Annotated in this window: 17 protein-coding genes; 9 read left to right on the top strand and 8 right to left on the bottom strand. The window is 41.4% G+C overall.

What is annotated here, in order from left to right:
* Positions 1-29: 29 nt before the first annotated feature.
* From ABTP35_RS00190 to ABTP35_RS00200, 3 genes are all read left to right on the top strand, one after another.
* Positions 30-1784, top strand: coding sequence for a DEAD/DEAH box helicase (locus ABTP35_RS00190; protein WP_293294962.1), 1755 nt, complete (start codon positions 30-32; stop codon positions 1782-1784).
* Between the two features lie 75 nt (positions 1785-1859).
* Complete coding sequence (locus tag ABTP35_RS00195; RefSeq protein ID WP_293294960.1) at positions 1860-2639, top strand: carboxypeptidase-like regulatory domain-containing protein; 780 nt, start codon at positions 1860-1862, stop codon at positions 2637-2639.
* Between the two features lie 98 nt (positions 2640-2737).
* Positions 2738-4420: an alpha-amylase family glycosyl hydrolase gene (locus ABTP35_RS00200; RefSeq protein ID WP_375334329.1), complete on the top strand. Its 1683-nt coding sequence runs from the start codon at positions 2738-2740 to the stop codon at positions 4418-4420.
* A 3-nt stretch (positions 4421-4423) separates the two neighbouring features.
* Here the strand turns inward: ABTP35_RS00200 and ABTP35_RS00205 are convergent, their stop codons facing one another.
* From ABTP35_RS00205 to ABTP35_RS00215, 3 genes are read right to left on the bottom strand one after another with little or no spacing between them, the layout of a single operon-like run.
* Complete coding sequence (locus ABTP35_RS00205; RefSeq protein ID WP_293294956.1) at positions 4424-4804, bottom strand: VOC family protein; 381 nt, start codon at positions 4802-4804, stop codon at positions 4424-4426.
* 3 nt (positions 4805-4807) lie between these two features.
* Positions 4808-5335, bottom strand: a complete 528-nt coding sequence (locus ABTP35_RS00210; RefSeq protein WP_293294954.1) for an SRPBCC family protein — start codon at positions 5333-5335, stop codon at positions 4808-4810.
* Between the two features lie 42 nt (positions 5336-5377).
* A complete protein-coding gene (locus ABTP35_RS00215; RefSeq protein WP_293294952.1) occupies positions 5378-6031 on the bottom strand; it encodes an RNA methyltransferase in 654 nt (217 codons plus the stop codon).
* A 170-nt stretch (positions 6032-6201) separates the two neighbouring features.
* Here ABTP35_RS00215 and ABTP35_RS00220 point away from each other — a divergent pair, with 170 nt between their 5' ends.
* From ABTP35_RS00220 to ABTP35_RS00230, 3 genes are all read left to right on the top strand, one after another.
* Positions 6202-6786: a hypothetical protein gene (locus ABTP35_RS00220; protein ID WP_293294950.1), complete on the top strand. Its 585-nt coding sequence runs from the start codon at positions 6202-6204 to the stop codon at positions 6784-6786.
* A gap of 117 nt (positions 6787-6903) precedes the next feature.
* Positions 6904-7671 carry a hypothetical protein gene (locus ABTP35_RS00225; RefSeq protein WP_293294948.1) on the top strand — a complete coding sequence of 256 codons (768 nt, stop codon included), beginning with the start codon at positions 6904-6906 and terminating at the stop codon, positions 7669-7671.
* 45 nt (positions 7672-7716) lie between these two features.
* Complete coding sequence (locus tag ABTP35_RS00230) at positions 7717-8895, top strand: hypothetical protein (protein ID WP_293294946.1); 1179 nt, start codon at positions 7717-7719, stop codon at positions 8893-8895.
* Positions 8896-8964: 69 nt separating this feature from the next.
* Here ABTP35_RS00230 and carB read toward each other — a convergent pair whose 3' ends face one another.
* Positions 8965-11817, bottom strand: a complete 2853-nt coding sequence (carB, locus tag ABTP35_RS00235) for a carbamoyl-phosphate synthase large subunit (RefSeq protein WP_293294944.1) — start codon at positions 11815-11817, stop codon at positions 8965-8967.
* A gap of 95 nt (positions 11818-11912) precedes the next feature.
* Positions 11913-12071 (bottom strand): 50S ribosomal protein L34, encoded by a 159-nt coding sequence (gene rpmH / locus ABTP35_RS00240; RefSeq protein WP_072882462.1) that lies wholly within the window; start codon positions 12069-12071, stop codon positions 11913-11915.
* Positions 12072-12240: 169 nt separating this feature from the next.
* Between rpmH and ABTP35_RS00245 the strand changes: the two genes are divergently transcribed.
* The gene (locus ABTP35_RS00245; protein ID WP_293294942.1) at positions 12241-12756 is read left to right on the top strand and encodes a DUF2892 domain-containing protein; all 516 of its coding nucleotides are present in this window, start codon (positions 12241-12243) and stop codon (positions 12754-12756) included.
* A 121-nt stretch (positions 12757-12877) separates the two neighbouring features.
* On the top strand, positions 12878-13537 hold the full coding sequence (locus ABTP35_RS00250) for a peptidoglycan DD-metalloendopeptidase family protein (RefSeq protein WP_293294941.1): 660 nt from the start codon (positions 12878-12880) through the stop codon (positions 13535-13537).
* A gap of 12 nt (positions 13538-13549) precedes the next feature.
* Here the strand turns inward: ABTP35_RS00250 and ABTP35_RS00255 are convergent, their stop codons facing one another.
* Both ABTP35_RS00255 and ABTP35_RS00260 read right to left on the bottom strand, forming a co-directional pair.
* Positions 13550-14518, bottom strand: coding sequence for a lytic transglycosylase domain-containing protein (locus ABTP35_RS00255; protein WP_293294940.1), 969 nt, complete (start codon positions 14516-14518; stop codon positions 13550-13552).
* 49 nt (positions 14519-14567) lie between these two features.
* On the bottom strand, positions 14568-15230 hold the full coding sequence (locus ABTP35_RS00260) for an alpha/beta hydrolase (RefSeq protein ID WP_293294939.1): 663 nt from the start codon (positions 15228-15230) through the stop codon (positions 14568-14570).
* Positions 15231-15392: 162 nt separating this feature from the next.
* Here ABTP35_RS00260 and ABTP35_RS00265 point away from each other — a divergent pair, with 162 nt between their 5' ends.
* Entirely contained in the window at positions 15393-15686 is a 294-nt protein-coding gene (locus ABTP35_RS00265) for a GNAT family N-acetyltransferase (RefSeq protein ID WP_224836634.1), read from the top strand.
* A gap of 49 nt (positions 15687-15735) precedes the next feature.
* Here the strand turns inward: ABTP35_RS00265 and mtaB are convergent, their stop codons facing one another.
* The gene (gene mtaB / locus ABTP35_RS00270; RefSeq protein ID WP_293294938.1) at positions 15736-17064 is read right to left on the bottom strand and encodes a tRNA (N(6)-L-threonylcarbamoyladenosine(37)-C(2))-methylthiotransferase MtaB; all 1329 of its coding nucleotides are present in this window, start codon (positions 17062-17064) and stop codon (positions 15736-15738) included.
* Between the last annotated feature and the right edge of the window lie 84 nt (positions 17065-17148).

Here is a 17148-nt window from a genome sequence, read left to right on the forward strand (position 1 = left end):
ATATTTGCGATTAAAGGTATTACACCGCTATGACAAAATTTGAAGCCTTGGGGTTGGACAAACCCCTATTGGATGCTATTTCCGACCTTGGATTTGAATCCCCCTCCGAAGTACAAGAAAAATCAATCCCAATTTTATTGGAGCAGGAAACCGATTTGGTTGCCCTGGCCCAAACAGGAACTGGAAAAACTGCTGCATTTGGATTTCCTATGATCCAGAAGATCCAATCGGACAGCAGGACCACACAAGGATTGATCCTCTCACCTACACGTGAGCTCTGCTTGCAGATAACGAACGAATTAAAACTATACTCCAAATACATAAAAGGACTCAATGTGGTGGCCATTTACGGTGGCGCAAGCATTACCGAACAGGCCCGACAGATAAAAAGAGGTGCACAGATCGTTGTAGCTACCCCTGGCCGTATGAAGGACATGATCGGCCGAAATATGGTGGACATTTCCAAAATTGATTATTGTGTTCTGGATGAAGCCGATGAAATGCTGAATATGGGCTTCTATGAAGATATTAAGGACATTTTATCCAACACCCCGCAAGAAAAGCTAACATGGCTCTTTTCGGCAACCATGCCAAAAGAAGTGGCAACCATTGCCAAAAAGTTCATGTACAAACCTGTGGAAATTACAGTTGGTTCCAAAAATGCCGGAGCTTCCACAGTACAGCACGAATATTATGTTGTTGGAGGCCGTGATCGTTATGCAGCCCTAAAACGTTTGGCCGATGCCAACCCAGGTATCTTCTCCGTAGTTTTCTGTAGAACCAAAAGGGATACACAACGTGTTGCGGAAAAATTGATCGAAGACGGGTACAATGCCGGAGCACTACATGGTGATTTGAGCCAGAACCAACGGGATCTGGTCATGAACTCGTTCCGAAAAAAACAAGTACAGATGTTGGTAGCTACCGATGTTGCCGCGCGTGGAATTGATGTTGACGATGTAACCCACGTTATCAACTACCAGTTACCCGATGAAATAGAGACCTACACCCACCGTAGTGGTCGAACGGGACGTGCCGGCAAATCCGGAATCTCCATGGTAATTGTGACCCGCTCGGAGTTGAGAAAGATCAAGGCGATAGAGAAAAAAATACAACAGGATTTTATCTCCAAAAAAATTCCCGATGGTATTGAAATCTGTGAGATACAATTATACCATTTGGCCAATAAGATCAAAGAAACCAAGGTCAATCAAGAAATTGACAGTTATTTGCCCGCCATCAACGATGTTTTGGAAGGGATAGATCGCGAAGAACTCATCAAAAAAATATTCTCGGTAGAGTTTACCCAATTCTACAACTATTACAGTAAGACCAAAGATCTAAACACCCAGGATTCCGGAAGGGAGAAAGGTGGGGCGTCCGGGGATATTCCATCCGAAGGATCCGTACGATACTTTATCAATGTTGGTGAACGCGATGGTTATGATTGGATGAGCTTGAAAGACTTCCTAAGAGATACCTTGAACTTGGAAAAAGAAGACGTCTATAATGTGGATACCAAGGATTCTTTCTCCTTTTTCAACACCGATGCACAACTTACCGAGTTTATTCTTCAAACCTTTACAGACTTTAAACTGGAAGGACGTTTTATAAATGTTGAAGTTTCCAAAAACCCAGGTGGTGGCGGCGGAAAAGGAGGTAAAAAACGTCGCAATCGAAAAGGCGGCGGCAGTGGCCGAAGAGGAGGCAACAAGTCCTACAAAGGAGGAAAAAAAGGAGGGTACGGCAAAAAAGTAGGCAAGAAAAAACAGGGCTTTTATTAGTTAATTCTATATTAAATGGCACGTCTCTGCTATTTATTTTTCTTTGTTTAGTACTTTTATAGCTACAAAGATTGCATGAGAAGATTACTACTTATACTATTGTCCCTAATCCCACTACTTGGTGTTTCTCAAATTGAAGATGATGAAAACCAAGTAGTAAAGGAGTTTTCCGCAACGGTGATCAATGCCCAGACCGAGTTTCCTCTGGAAAGTGTGCACGTGGTCAACCTTAATCAGGTCAAGGGTACCATTACCAATCCTGAAGGTAAGTTTACAATTCCTGCTGCAGTGAACGATACTTTGTATTTTTCCTACTTGGGCTTTAAGACCCAAAAAGTAAGGGTGACCAACGATATGATCCGTTTTGGGAATACCGAGATTGCGTTGACAGAGCTTGCCTACGCCCTTGAAGAGGTTATTGTAACCCCGTACCAACTAACAGGCTATTTGGAAATTGACGTAAAAAATCTGCCGATCAACAATGCATACCAATACAGTATTTCTGGACTAAACACCAGCTACGAGGCAGGAAGCAAAAGCCCTAGTGCAGTTACCAAGGTGTTGGGTGCTATTTTAAATCCCGCAGACCTGCTCAGAAATCTGTTTGGTAAAAAACCGCGGCAAATGCGAAAGCTCCGCCAAATTAAAGAAGATGACAACATTCGGGACCTGCTGGCTTCAAAATTCGATAGAGAAACACTAACCGAACTTCTTCAATTGGAAAAAGTCGATATCGAGGACATCCTTAATAATTGCAATTATTCAAAATCCTTTATAAAAACAGCAAACGACCTTCAAATTTTGGACGCAATTTCCAGCTGCTACGAGGAATACAAAGTCCTAAACAGGAACTAATCAAGCGCTTAAACCAATAATCTGGAAACAACTATACCACGATAAATAATTTTTATCTTTACGTTTAGAATTTCTAGCTTTAAACAAAATTCCGGTTCATGAAAAAATTGCTTGTTGTTTTGTCTATACTATCCCTATTTACTGGCTGCAAAAAGACTCAAAAAAAGCAGCAAACCCCGCCAACAATTGTACAGGAAACAACCAAGAAAGAAGCTCCTTTTGTATGGGAAGGTGCCAACGTGTACTTTTTGCTCACCGACCGTTTCAACAACGGAAATCCCAATAACGATGTAAATTTTGATAGAACCGAAGAGACTGGAGTGCTACGAGGCTTTGAGGGAGGTGATATCATAGGAATTACCCAAAAAATAGAAGAAGGTTACTTTACCGATTTGGGCATAAATGCCATCTGGTTTACCCCGGTTGTGGAACAAATTCATGGAGCAACCGACGAAGGAACGGGAAATACGTATGGTTATCACGGCTATTGGGCCAAGGACTGGACTTCAGTAGACCCTAATTTTGGCACTAAAAAAGATCTGGAAAATTTAGTAAAGACCGCCCACAAACATGGAATCCGCATTCTTTTGGATGTAGTTCTGAACCATACCGGACCTGTAACCGAAAAGGATCCTGTTTGGCCGGACGATTGGGTGAGAACCGGACCTAACTGTAAGTTTACAACATACGAGAACACCACCGCATGCACCTTGGTGGAAAACTTACCGGATATATTAACAGAGTCCGATACCGCTGTGGAATTGCCCGACGCGCTTTTGGCCAAATGGAAAAAAGAAGGCAGGCTGAGCAAAGAGCTTGATGAACTTCAATTATTTTTTGAGCGAACCGGATATCCCCGTGCGCCCCGTTATTATATTATCAAATGGCTTACGGACTACATCAACGACCTAGGAATTGATGGTTTTAGAGTGGACACGGTAAAACACGTAAACGAAAATGCCTGGACCGATCTGTATACCGAGGCTTCCTATGCTTTTGAAACATGGAAGAAAAAACACCAAGATCAAATCTTGGACGACAATCCATTTTACATGGTCGGGGAAGTATACAATTACGGAGTCTCCGGAGGTCGCGAGTTCGATTTTGGAAATAAAAAGGTAGACTTTTTTGATCACGGGTTTAAAAGCCTCATCAATTTTGAGCTAAAAAATGATGCGGACAACAACTACGAGACCATTTTTAAAAAGTACAACAAATTGCTCAACACCAAACTTAAGGGCAAAAGTGTACTTAATTATTTAACATCGCATGACGATGGCGCCCCTTACGACAAGGACCGAACCAAGCCTTACCGATCCGCCAATGTACTTTTATTGACCCCAGGGGCATCCCAGGTGTATTATGGGGACGAAACAGCAAGAAGCCTTACCATTGAAGGCACACAAGGAGACGCCACCCTTCGCTCGTTTATGAATTGGGAGGATTTGGACAGTATTCCCGAGACACAGAAAATACATGAACACTGGCAAAAATTGGGCAGGTTCAGAAATAATCACCCTGCTGTAGGTGCCGGCAAACACAACCGATTGTCAAAATCCCCTTATGTATTTTCCAGAACCTACATAAATGGGGATTACAAGGATAAAGTGGCAGTAGGATTGGATCTGCCCAAAGGAAAAAAGTCACTTTCCGTAAAAGGTTTCTTTGGCGATGGCACCAAATTGTTCGACACTTACTCCGAAACCGAAGTAATTGTAACCAATGGAAAAGTAGTTTTGGACAACGATTTTGACATTGCACTGCTCGAACTTGTAGAATAAAATCTATTGTCTGGAGTGAAGGGCCAATCGGTTGCCCTCGGTATCGCTAAACAAGGCCATATAACCAATGTCCGGGCTTATCTGTGTTTTGTTCTGTAATATTTTGCCCCCGGCATCCTCGATACGGCCCAGTTCGTTGTTTACATCTGCACTGGAAAAGTAAATAAGCACACCATGGGTTTCGCTAGGTGTGTACCAATCTTTATTTTGAATGAGCGACCCGGAAGATCCCTGTTTACCCTCGGTCCACGGAAACCAGCCCATTTTGGTTCCGCCAAGGTCCTGTAATTGTATCTCGATCTTAAAGACAGTATCATAAAATTTTTTCGCCCGATCCATATCCGTTACCGGTATTTCGAACCAGCCCACCAAATTATTTTCCATATGCTATTGATTTTCCAAAATCTCTTTAAGGCTTGCCAATCCTTCTTCAAAATCCTTTCCCACAGCTTTGTCCATATTCATGAACAACATCATAATGCTCATCGGGAATTTGTTCTTTCCTGAGAATCCCCAGACCACCTTGGTGATATCAGCCTCTATTTCTTTGGTGGTAATGTATGCATCCGAAGTGGATTTAAATGGCTTTAAGAACCTGAGTTCACTTTCTATACGTTCCCCATCGACTATTTTGATAATCTCCTGCTCCCCTTCCCCTACTTCTTTGTTTCCTTTCCAATAACTGGTTGCCCCTACTTCCCCATCCGTACCAGTAAACTCTTTTTGCATGTTGGGGTCTCTTTTGCCCCATGGAGACCATTCATCTTGATTTTTCAAGAATTTTAAATACTCAAAAACAACAGCCTTGGGCCTGTGAATTTCTATGGATCGGGAAACATCGTAATTTTTAGGTGCGATCATGGCAAGAATACCGATCAAAAGCACCAAAGCGAGGAGGATATATAATAGCAACATAACTGTAATTGATTGATTTACAATTAAAAGTACAAAATTATTTTACGTGATCCGGTATCTTTTAATGATTCCCTCAACATCTTTGATGGATTTTTTGGTCCAGTCCAATCGCTTATCGAGAACTTCCATTCGGGTCAATTGCCAATCAAGATTGGAACTGCGTACTTTTTGCGCCAGTTCTTGAATAATTATAGCGGCGGAAACAGAAACATTTAGGCTTTCTGAAAATCCGACCATGGGTATTTTTAAAAACCCATCCGCCCGTTGCATAACCTCTTTGGACAACCCCTCTCTTTCTGTTCCAAAAAAAATGGCCGATTTTTTTTGCGGAAAAAAATCATGCAGTAGTGATGAATCGTCATGTGGAGTGGTTGCTACAATCTGATACCCTTCATTCTTCAGTTTTGAGATACAATCCGTTGTGGTTTGATACCGGTACACATCCACCCATTGTTCGGCGCCCATGGCAATATTTTTGTCCATCCGTTTTCCAAAACGATCTTCCACCACATGTAGATCCTGGATCCCAAAAACATCGCAACTTCGTAAAATAGCACTAGTATTGTGCAACTGATAAACATCTTCAACCGCTACGGTAATGTGTCGGGTCCTTTTTTGCAATACATCACAAAAACGCTGTTTACGTTCTTCGGTAAGGTACCCTTCCAGATAGGTTAGCAATTCATGGTCAAACATAAAACCAAGATAGCAAAAAATGGAAATTTGGGCTTTTAATGCCTTACAAACGCTTCAATTCTATGAATATTAAGGGCACTGTATAATTCGTCAAAATTGATAGTTCAAGGTTCGCATCTGATATTTTATTTATATTTTCATTTCCATTGAATATAAACAACGCGCTCTATATGAAAAATGCACCTATTGTTTTAATTCCGATTGTACTTGCACTAGCATCTTGTTTGGACTCCAAACAAAAGAAAAGAGGTTCATCTTTAGACATGGATGTCTTCCATACCGTGACCGTTAAAGGGAATTACAGTGTTGACATACCTAGATTTATGACAACCACTACAGGTCTGAACGAAGAAGCTTCATTGCAATACCAAAGTCTACTCAACGAAGCTTACCTTTTGATCATTGATGAACCCAAATCTGGATTTAAGCAAGTTTATGAGGATTTAGGACAATTCGATAAAAACCTATCCCTTTTGGAAAACTACAGACAGGCCAGGCTACAAATCCTTTCCAGAACCACAAAAGTAAACAGTAAGACCAACCCAAAACCATTTAAAATCAACAACTTGAATTCAATATACCAAGAAGTTGACGCTACATTGAGAAATGTGGACAACGAAATCTCATATTTTATAACATTTGTAGAAGGAAACGATCATGTTTACATGATAATGGCGTGGACTTTAAATAGCAAAAAACAAGAGCACAAAAAGACCTTTAAAACGATTGCCGAATCGTTTAAACTTATTCACTGATTCTGAGCCTGTACTCCGTGCATTTCATCTGATTTTTCATACTTTCTATCCGTTCTCAGGAATATCCGACCACCTTTTTTTTACTTTTGACATCCTTATATAATATATTTCAACCCCATGAAAAAAAACCTGCTACTAAAGCTTACATCTTATTTCATCATTTTTATAACCATTATTGCCTGTAGTTCGGAAGACGGCACCAATGGCTTGGACGGTAGAGACGGAATTGATGGCCTGGACGGAGAAAATGGATTAAATAGCTTGGTCAATACAGCAACTGAAGACCCCGGTACTAATTGTGCAAATGGAGGCATTCGACTGGATTTTGGTTTGGACATCAATAGTAATGGAACACTGGAGGCGAGCGAGGTTACCTCTTCCCAATATGTTTGTAACACTGAATCATCAACAGGACTCAACAGTCTTATTAATACCGAAATCGAACTACCCGGAGAAAATTGCTCCAATGGAGGATATAGATTGGATGTTGGTTTGGATAGTAATTCAAATGGCACTTTGGACAATGATGAGGTGACCACCTCCGAATACCTTTGCAATGGCGACGCCAGTGATTTTTCTTATCAAAGTTATGCTTCCCTTATAAGCCAATCGGGCACCAATGACCCTACCGAACAAGTCCTGGAAAACAACATCAACATCACCATTACTTGGACACGGGAGGCTCAGGGCATTTATACAGGAACGCTCGATAGCCCTATCGACATTAGTAAAACCGTTATCTTTTTCAGCACCCCAACCACCCATACAAGTGTTAGGGGAACTTTGGAAAGTACTACGGAAATAAGATTGGAGCTCCAAAACGGAATAAACGTTTTTGCGGACAATTTTGATAACCTCTCCTTTGAACTAAGGGAATACGAATAAAATACATTACAACGTCAATACCACTTTGTACTAACACAATAAAACATGAAAAAGTTAACCCCACTTTACACCGTATTCGCTCTATTGCTTGGTGCAATTGCATACGGGCAAAACTCTTTCCCTGCGTCCGGCACTGTTGGAATTGGGACATTAACCCCCGACACGAATTATGCCATGGATATTAACGGCTCGTTAAATGCCACGGAAATAAACGTAACCAACCTATTGGTTGGCGGAAGCCCTATGCAAAGCTCTCCATGGAACCTGAACGGAAATAATATATTTTATTCAAGTGGAAATGTAGGTATAGGCACCAATACCCCTAATTATGAATTGGATATTGCAGGTACACTTAACGCGACCAATATTTTGGTCAACGGTACTCCTTTGGAAAATTCCAGTTCACCTTGGACAACCACCGGCAGTGATATTTCATTTACCACGGGAGATGTGGACGTTGCTACCTTGAACGCCACGGAAATCCTATTGAACGGAACCCCGCTTGAAAACAACGAATCACCTTGGACAACCACCGGCGGTGATATTTCATTTACCACGGGAGATGTGGATGTTGCTACCTTGAACGCCACAGAAATCGTATTGAACGGAACCACATTGGTTTCTTCTCCATGGACTGTTTCTGGCAACGACCTCTCATATACATCTGGAAATATTGGCATTGGAACTGCTGCTTCAGGATATGCTTTGGATGTGGCAGGTACGATCAATGCCACCAACTTTTTGGTAAATGGGTCACCTTTGTCTTCTGGCTCTTCACCATGGACCACATCCGGCAATGACATTTCCTATGCAACCGGAAATGTGGGAATCGGAACCTCCAACACACAAGGATATATGTTTGCCGTAGCGGGAAGCATGGTCGCCGAATCTGTTAAAGTGGAACTTGAGGGAAATTGGCCGGATTTTGTGTTTGAAAAAAATTACACGCTTTTAAGTTTAAAAGAAGTTGAAGCATTTATCAATAAGAATGGACATCTACCCAATGTTCCAAGTGCCGAAGAGATAAAAAACAATGGTATAGATCTTGGGGAAATGGACGCAACTTTGTTGCAAAAAATCGAAGAGCTCACCCTACATTCCATTCAGCAGCAAAAAGAAATAGAAAGCTTAAAAGAAATTAACCAAAAGCTATCCGATCAGAATAAAGTACTCTTATTGCTACAGGAAAGATTAGCAAAGTTGGAGTCAGTAAAACAGGAGTAAAATAACACATCGTAAAGCATAAAAAGGGCCGCTATCTGCGGCCCTTTTTTATTCTCCATCAGTAATGAATTACTTGCTCAAATACATTTTCCTTCTGGAATATAGGTTATAGAACTCATCATCTTTTAAACTGTCGATGAACAAAATACTCTCTCCTGTACTTTTCATCTCGGGACCCAGATTTTTATTTACGTTAGGGAACTTATTAAAAGAGAAAACGGGTTGCTTAATGGCATAGCCTTCCAATTGTGGATTAAAGTTGAAGTCCTTCACCTTTTTATCTCCCAACATTACTTTAGTGGCATAATTCACATAAGGCTCTTTGTATGCCTTGGCAATAAATGGTACTGTACGCGACGCCCTAGGGTTCGCTTCAATAATATAAACCGTATCATCCTTTACAGCAAACTGAATATTGATCAAACCAACGGTATTAAGTGCCAACGCAATTTTTTTGGTATGATCTTTTATTTGTTGCATCACAAACTCGCCTAAATTAAAGGGTGGCAATGTTGCATTGGAATCACCTGAATGGATTCCACAAGGTTCAATATGCTCCATAATCCCAATAATGTACACATCCTCACCGTCGCAAATGGCATCTGCCTCTGCCTCGATAGCGCCATCCAAGTAATGATCCAACAGCAGCTTGTTGTTCGGTATCTTGCGCAACAAATCCACCACATGGGCTTCCAGTTCCTCTTTATTGATCACAATTTTCATTCCTTGGCCACCCAATACATAAGAAGGCCTTACCAATAATGGGAATTTCAATTCCTCGGCCAAATCCAAAGCTTCGTCCGCTGTTTCGGCGACTCCAAATTTTGGGTAAGGAATATCGTTATCTTTTAGCAATGTGGAGAAACTTCCCCTATCCTCTGCCAAATCAAGTGATTGGAAACTGGTTCCTATGATATTGATTCCATATTTGTCCAATTTCTCTGCCAACTTTAATGCTGTCTGGCCTCCCAACTGAACAATTACACCTTCTGGTTTTTCATGAAGGATGATATCGTAAATATGCTCCCAGAATACAGGCTCAAAATAAAGCTTGTCCGCAGTATCAAAATCCGTGGAAACCGTTTCTGGATTACAGTTGATCATAATGGTCTCATAACCACACTCAGCAGCAGCCAATACACCGTGCACACAGCAGTAATCGAACTCAATTCCCTGCCCAATTCGGTTTGGACCGGAACCTAGAACCACTACTTTTTTCTTATCCGTTACCACACTATCGTTGGCAACGTAACGCTCACCTGTTGGTGTCTCTATTTCTTCCTCAAAAGTGGAATAGTAGTATGGAGTCACCGCTTTGAACTCGGCAGCACAGGTATCAACCAACTTATAAACACGGTTAATGTTCATATCCATACGCTTGCTGTGCACTTCGCTTTCCCAGCAATCCAACATATGGGCAATCTGTCTGTCAGCGAAACCTTTTTGTTTTGCCTCCAACAATAGTGCCTTTGGTAAGCTTTCTATGGTATATTTAGATATTTCCTGCTCCAAGTAGTGCAATTCCTCGTACTGTTTAAGGAACCACATATCTATCTTGGTGATTTCGTGGATGCGCTTTAATGGGATACCAAGCTGAATGGCATCATAGATCACAAAAACCCTGTCCCAACTTGGTACGCGCAGTTTTTCAATAATGGTTTCGTAATCTTTGTATCCCTTGCCATCGGCACCCAATCCATTTCTTTTAATCTCTAAGGATTGTGTAGCCTTGTGCAATGCTTCTTGGAAAGAGCGTCCGATACCCATTACTTCCCCTACAGACTTCATCTGAAGCCCTAAAGTTCTATCCGAACCTTCAAATTTATCAAAGTTCCAACGTGGTATTTTCACAATCACGTAGTCCAAGGTCGGCTCAAACAAAGCTGATGTGGATTTCGTAATTTGGTTATCCAACTCATCCAAGGTATACCCTATCGCTAATTTAGCAGCGATTTTCGCAATCGGATACCCTGTGGCTTTAGAAGCCAACGCAGATGATCGGGAAACCCTTGGGTTGATCTCAATTGCTATAATATCTTCTTTTTCATCCGGGCTTACGGCAAACTGTACGTTACATCCACCTGCGAAGTCCCCTATACTGCGCATCATATGGATGGCCATATCCCTCATTCTTTGGAATGTTTTGTCGGATAATGTCATTGCAGGAGCAACCGTAATGGAATCTCCTGTGTGGATACCCATCGGGTCCATATTCTCGATGGTACAGATGATGACTACGTTATCATTTTTGTCACGTAGCAGCTCCAACTCATACTCCTTCCAGCCCATCAAAGCTTTATCGATCATTACCTCATGAATTGGCGAAACTTCCAATCCATGGCTCAACATATCGTCAAAGTGTTCTGGCTCGTAAACAATACCTGCCCCTGCTCCACCCAAGGTAAAAGAAGCACGGATTACCAATGGAAAACCGAATTCCTGTGCTATTTCCTTTCCTTTAAGGAAAGAGGTAGCGGAAGCTTGCGGTGGCATACCAACACCAATTTTAAGCATCAGTTCCCTAAACTTCTCACGATCCTCGGTAATATTGATGGCGTCTATATCCACCCCTATGATCTCTACTCCAAAATCTTCCCAAATGCCTTTTTCATCGGCCTCAATACAAAGGTTCAGTGCCGTTTGCCCACCCATTGTTGGTAAAACCGCATCAATATTCGGGTGGTTTTCAAGTATCTCTATTATGGACTTGGTGGTCAAAGGTTTAAGATAAACATGGTCTGCCATGGCAGGGTCCGTCATAATTGTGGCGGGGTTACTGTTTATCAAAATGGTTTCGATACCGTCTTCCCGTAGGGAGCGAAGTGCTTGGGAACCGGAATAATCGAACTCACATGCCTGACCGATAATGATCGGACCAGAACCAATAATCAGAATGGAATTTAAATCTTTTCTTTTAGGCATTTTCTATAGGGGTTTCTCGGTTATCTGCTTATATGTCAAAAAAAAGGTGTTACCTAGAAAAGTAACACCTTTAATTTAAATAATAAATACTATCATTATTTTTTATGTCTTGGCTCAGAGGAAACAGTTAGTCTTTTTCTTCCTTTGGCTCTTCTTCTCGCAAGAACTTTTCTACCATTGGCAGTCGCCATGCGCTCCCTAAAACCATGCTTGTTTCTTCTCTTCCTTTTGGATGGTTGATACGTTCTTTTCATTTCCGAACTGTTTTATGGATTTTGTTGATGGGAAATTAAACTTCCCTAAAAAATTCTGGGCGCAAATATACAAAGACTTTTTACTTTGGCAAGCCCAAACTTAAAATATTTAATTAACTTTTTAGTACTTTTGCCAGCGCTTAACTTAAGGTAAAAATCACTAGACAATATGTTCAATAAAAATATCAAGCTCGTTATTGCCGTTCTTATCATTGCTTATGCCGTTTACCAATTTGTGGAAGGCAACATTGGCAACGGAATTGCATTGATCTTGCTCTCCCTTGTTTTCATCTTTCTTTATTTCAGAAATGAGTTTATCCTTTTGGCTTTCCTTAAAATGAGAAAGCAGGATTTAGAAGGAGTACAAGCTTGGCTTGATAAAATAAAGAACCCAGAATCTGCTTTGATCAAAAAACAAGTGGGTTACTACAACTACTTGCACGGTATCATCTATTCACAAAAGAACCTGACCCAGGCTGAAAAGTACTTTAAAAAGGCCCTGAAATTTGGTTTAACCATGGATTACGATGTGGCCATGGCCAAATTGAGCTTGGCGGGCATTGCTATGCAAAAGCGCAGAAAGCGTGAGGCCACCCAATTGTTGAACGAAGCCAAGAAGTTGGACAAGAACAACATGCTTACCGACCAGATTAAGATGATGCAACAGCAGATGAAGAAAATCTAACTTCATCACTCGATTTTACTCCAATACTTTAAGAGATTAATCGCTTCAAATCATTATGATGATCGGTATAATGGCCCAGTCTAATAGTTGATAATACTTTTTTTTGATTTATTTTTCGGCTATGTACTACCCTCTCAATCTTAATGGTGTCAACATCCATCCTTTATTTGGTGACTATTTAAAGGGAGCACCTTACATCTTTGATTTTTCATCCAACAATCCCAAAACCCTGGAGTACACCCTGTTTGATTTTGAACAGTTCAATACCATGATTTTTGATGAGCTGGAGGCTTCTAACCGCCAATGGGGCATTGGCCGGTATTTGGAAGAACGAAAAACACTCCTACGGGCCTACCCTAACATTATTGAAGAAAAACGGTATTATCACCTTGGACTGGATATTGTTGTCCCTTACGACACCCCTATGTACTCACCTTTGGATGCCGAGGTGTATGAAACTGGCAAAGAAACCGTAGTTGGCAATTATGGAGGATACATCATCCTAAAGCATGATATTAATGGTGTCGTTTTTTATTCGCTGTACGGACACTTGAAAACGCCGCACTTGGTCAATGTTGGTGAAAAAATCAAGGCTGGCCAAAATTTCGCACACATAGGACAAGAAAGTGATAGTGGCGGTTGGTTTTGCCATGTTCACTTACAAATTTTAACCCAAGAAGCCATGGATGCTTGTTATTCCGATTGGGGATACATCTCCCCGGAATTACTGCCAAAGGTGGAAAGATATTTTCCTTCTCCCTACTTTCTATTTAAATATTAAAAGAAGAACACTCTACTTCCCAGTACTTCCCACTCGGTAATACCCTTTGTTCGGGATTTCGATAGTGTATTTTTTACGGGAGGAATTGTTCAAGTGTGCTTCGCGCAACCATGGGTTGTGGCGTTTCAACACCTTATAGTTGATTTCGTAAAGCTCGGCAAAATCGGCCCAATTGGATACCGCAGTATCAATTTCAACCGTAAAAGTGGGCACCTTTTCGTACATATCGTCCTGATCTAACTGAAAACCATATTTCTCTGGATGGGATAGAATTTCCTTAATGGCCAAAATGCGGAACACATAGCGGCCTGTCTCCTGCCCCAACAATAGATCGTAATAATCGTCCACTTGTTGAATATCCATATATTTTTGAACCCCGGCAGGTCCGGCATTGTACGCGGCTGCGGTAAGGGTCCAGCTACCAAAACGATTTTTCCATTTGTTTAAATAGTCGCAAGCGACCTGAGTCGCTTTTTCCACATGATAGCGTTCATCCACATTGGAATTGACCTCCAGACCGTACTCCTTGCCCGTGGCGCGCATTATCTGCCAAAAACCGGTAGCTCCTGCTGGGGAAACTACATTTTGCAAACCACTTTCGGCCACGGCCAAATATTTAAAATCATCCGGGATTCCGTTCTTTTTAAGAATGGGTTCAATGATTGGAAAGTATTTGTTGGCCCTTTTCATCAATAAAAGGGCATTGGATTGCCAATAGGTGTTCACCAAAAACTCCCGGTCCACGCGCTCCATGATCTCTGGATCTTCCTGTGGAACCGCTTCTCCGGCAAAATTCAGGTCCTCAGGGATTTCAATGGCGCTTATTTGATATGTATCCGCAACATTTTTGTCCGATTCCGTTGTTTCAACTTCTTGCAATTCTGGTTTATCATCCACTTCATTCGACTGCACGGCAAAAATCAACGTGCTCACTACGGCCATTAATCCAATAAAGGCCAATATGTTTTTTACTTGTTTCATGTCTTCCCTAATTTATTATCAATGTAAAGATACTATTATATAGACGAAATTATTCCAAAATAATTGTGGAGAGGTGCTCATTGAACCAACGAGCACGGTGAATGATCATGGTATGTGTGCCATTTTTTACCAAAATGCAGTCCTTTATATGGGATGGTGGAAAAACTGCATCTTTCTCCCCTTGAATATGAACCGTATTTTTTAGCGGAGTTTCCTGTTTCCAGTTCACAATTTGATCAATGGACCAATCAATATAATATTTGTCGCGAACGGACAGATACTTTTCGTACAAGTGCAATCGCTTGGTCACCGTTTCGCCAAAGGCATATTTGGCCAACAATTCCACATTGTTCACCAAACCCGTTGGTAGCAGTTTGTGGACTTTGGTGTACTTGGCAAAAATCATTCTTTTAGGTAGCTCGTGCTTACTTTTTACCGACGATACCACGATCAGCTTTCGTACGGGCATGATCTTGGCCATCTCTTGTACCAACATACCACCAAATGAAACCCCCAACAAAACTGGGTTGGGTTCGTTTATTTTTTTGCACATTTGTTTGGCATATGCTTCCAAATCCATTCCTTTTTCGGGCACGAACCACTCCAAGGTATGGCAAGTAAATTGGTCTTCCGGAAGCTTGATCCCCTCAAAAATCGAAGAATTGGCAGCCATTCCTGGCATTAGGTAGACATGGATTTTGTTATCGGTCATAGTACACCAAATATCGATAAGGACTAGGAAATTAGCAATATTTTCACTACTTTTGTAGCCCTTTTGCAGCCGACCCCACCTAACCGATACATTATTTATATGATGGGGGAATTAGAGATACCTTAAGGTATTTCTGCGAGTCATTAAAAAAACAAGTTCTATATGACAACATTGGAAATCACTGACAATAGTTTCCTACGCCAATTTGAAACTACCGTCAATGGGCATTTAGCCAAAATTGAGTACTCTTCACAAGAGCGTAAAGTATTTTTGACCAAACTGGTTATTCCGGAAGAAATTACAAAAGAAGGCTTTAAAGAGGATTTTATTAAAGCTGTATTGAACGAAATCCAAGAGAAAAATCTAAGAGTTGTACCTACAAGTCCGCAAATTGCAGGTTTCTTAAGAAAAAACAGGCAGTACAAGGAAATGTTGCCCGTAGGTATCCGAATCTGATTTGATCAATGATCAAAAACATCCAAGCCTCCTTTTTCAGGAGGTTTTTTTATGCCACAATCCCACTGGAAACAAACTTGAAGCGAACCAGTCCATCCGCGTCGATATCTTCTAACTCTACTTGGTGCAAGGTGTTCACCAAAGCAGGGTCCCAAGGAGCCTTTACCTTGATGTAGTTTTCGGTAAAGCCATGAATATAGCCTTTCTTGTTCTCCCCTTCGAACAGTACGGTCCGTACAGTACCCAATTGGCTCTCGTAAAAAGCCCTTCTTTTTTTGGCAGACAGTCCCCTTAACATTTTACTACGTTTGTTGCGTACCTTTTTGGGCACCACATCTTCCATTTCGGCCGCTACTGTATTGTCCCTTTCAGAATAGGTAAATACATGCAGGTAAGAAATATCCAAATTGTTCAAAAAGTGATAGGTTTCCAAAAAGTGTTCGTCCGTTTCCCCAGGGAACCCAACGATCACATCTACACCAATACAGGCGTGGGGCATAGCAGATTTGATGCGTTTCACCCTATCCACATACAAATTGGACAAATATCGACGTCGCATCTTCTTTAAAATATCGTCGCTCCCACTCTGCAAAGGCACATGAAAATGGGGAACGAAGGAGTTGCTCTGTGCAACAAAATCGATAGTCTCGTTCTTTAACAAGTTTGGTTCTATGGAAGATATGCGCAATCTATGGATGCCATTGATGGTATCCAACGCTTTTACCAAATCCAAAAAGGTATGCTCATGCTTTTTATTGCCAAACTCACCTTTCCCGTAGTCGCCAATATTTACCCCGGTAAGTACGATCTCCTTAATATCCTGCGAGGCTATTTTTTTGGCGTTGTTCAATACATTGCTCAATGTATCGCTGCGCGAAATACCGCGTGCCAAGGGAATAGTACAATAGGTACATTTGTAATCGCAGCCGTCCTGCACCTTTAAAAAGGCACGTGTGCGGTCGCCAATGGCGTAACTCCCCACATAAAAATCGGCATCTTCGATTTCACAAGAGTGCACTTCGCCCTTATCGTTCTTGGTAAGGTCGTTCAAATAGTCCGTGATCTTGAACTTTTCCGTTGCACCCAGTACCAAATCAACACCATCCACCTCGGCCAATTCTTCTGGTTTCAACTGGGCGTAACAGCCCACAGCCGCTACAAAAGCATCGGGATTCGACTTTTGGGCCTGTTTTACAATAGTTTTAAAGCGTTTATCCGCATTTTCCGTTACCGAACAGGTATTGATTACGTATACATCTGCTTCATCCGAAAAGTCCACACGCTGAAAATCCTCCTTTTCAAAACCTCTGGCAATTGTAGAAGTTTCGGAGAAATTGAGTTTACAACCCAATGTGTAAAATGCGACCTTTTTGCTCATTTGCCTGCCTTACTTTTAGGGGGCGCAAAGATAACGATTTGTTGTGAGTTATCGAAAATGATCGCATTGTTGATAACCCAACTG

Origin of the sequence: Flagellimonas alginilytica, from assembly GCF_042134605.1 — a bacterium.
In the GTDB taxonomy this organism is placed as follows: domain Bacteria; phylum Bacteroidota; class Bacteroidia; order Flavobacteriales; family Flavobacteriaceae; genus Flagellimonas; species Flagellimonas alginolytica.

What these genes read in the sequence shown, in the direction of transcription:
- rpmH (WP_072882462.1), bottom strand. Translation starts at nt 12,071, where the DNA reads ATGAAAAGAACGTATCAACCATCCAAAAGGAAGAGAAGAAACAAGCAT.
- ABTP35_RS00245 (WP_293294942.1), top strand. Translation starts at nt 12,241, where the DNA reads ATGTTCAATAAAAATATCAAGCTCGTTATTGCCGTTCTTATCATTGCT.
- ABTP35_RS00230 (WP_293294946.1), top strand. Translation starts at nt 7,717, where the DNA reads ATGAAAAAGTTAACCCCACTTTACACCGTATTCGCTCTATTGCTTGGT.
- ABTP35_RS00260 (WP_293294939.1), bottom strand. Translation starts at nt 15,230, where the DNA reads ATGACCGATAACAAAATCCATGTCTACCTAATGCCAGGAATGGCTGCC.
- ABTP35_RS00195 (WP_293294960.1), top strand. Translation starts at nt 1,860, where the DNA reads ATGAGAAGATTACTACTTATACTATTGTCCCTAATCCCACTACTTGGT.
- mtaB (WP_293294938.1), bottom strand. Translation starts at nt 17,064, where the DNA reads ATGAGCAAAAAGGTCGCATTTTACACATTGGGTTGTAAACTCAATTTC.
- ABTP35_RS00200 (WP_375334329.1), top strand. Translation starts at nt 2,738, where the DNA reads ATGAAAAAATTGCTTGTTGTTTTGTCTATACTATCCCTATTTACTGGC.
- ABTP35_RS00210 (WP_293294954.1), bottom strand. Translation starts at nt 5,335, where the DNA reads ATGTTGCTATTATATATCCTCCTCGCTTTGGTGCTTTTGATCGGTATT.
- ABTP35_RS00225 (WP_293294948.1), top strand. Translation starts at nt 6,904, where the DNA reads ATGAAAAAAAACCTGCTACTAAAGCTTACATCTTATTTCATCATTTTT.
- ABTP35_RS00265 (WP_224836634.1), top strand. Translation starts at nt 15,393, where the DNA reads ATGACAACATTGGAAATCACTGACAATAGTTTCCTACGCCAATTTGAA.
- ABTP35_RS00255 (WP_293294940.1), bottom strand. Translation starts at nt 14,518, where the DNA reads ATGAAACAAGTAAAAAACATATTGGCCTTTATTGGATTAATGGCCGTA.
- ABTP35_RS00220 (WP_293294950.1), top strand. Translation starts at nt 6,202, where the DNA reads ATGAAAAATGCACCTATTGTTTTAATTCCGATTGTACTTGCACTAGCA.
- ABTP35_RS00205 (WP_293294956.1), bottom strand. Translation starts at nt 4,804, where the DNA reads ATGGAAAATAATTTGGTGGGCTGGTTCGAAATACCGGTAACGGATATG.
- ABTP35_RS00190 (WP_293294962.1), top strand. Translation starts at nt 30, where the DNA reads ATGACAAAATTTGAAGCCTTGGGGTTGGACAAACCCCTATTGGATGCT.
- ABTP35_RS00215 (WP_293294952.1), bottom strand. Translation starts at nt 6,031, where the DNA reads ATGTTTGACCATGAATTGCTAACCTATCTGGAAGGGTACCTTACCGAA.
- ABTP35_RS00250 (WP_293294941.1), top strand. Translation starts at nt 12,878, where the DNA reads ATGTACTACCCTCTCAATCTTAATGGTGTCAACATCCATCCTTTATTT.
- carB (WP_293294944.1), bottom strand. Translation starts at nt 11,817, where the DNA reads ATGCCTAAAAGAAAAGATTTAAATTCCATTCTGATTATTGGTTCTGGT.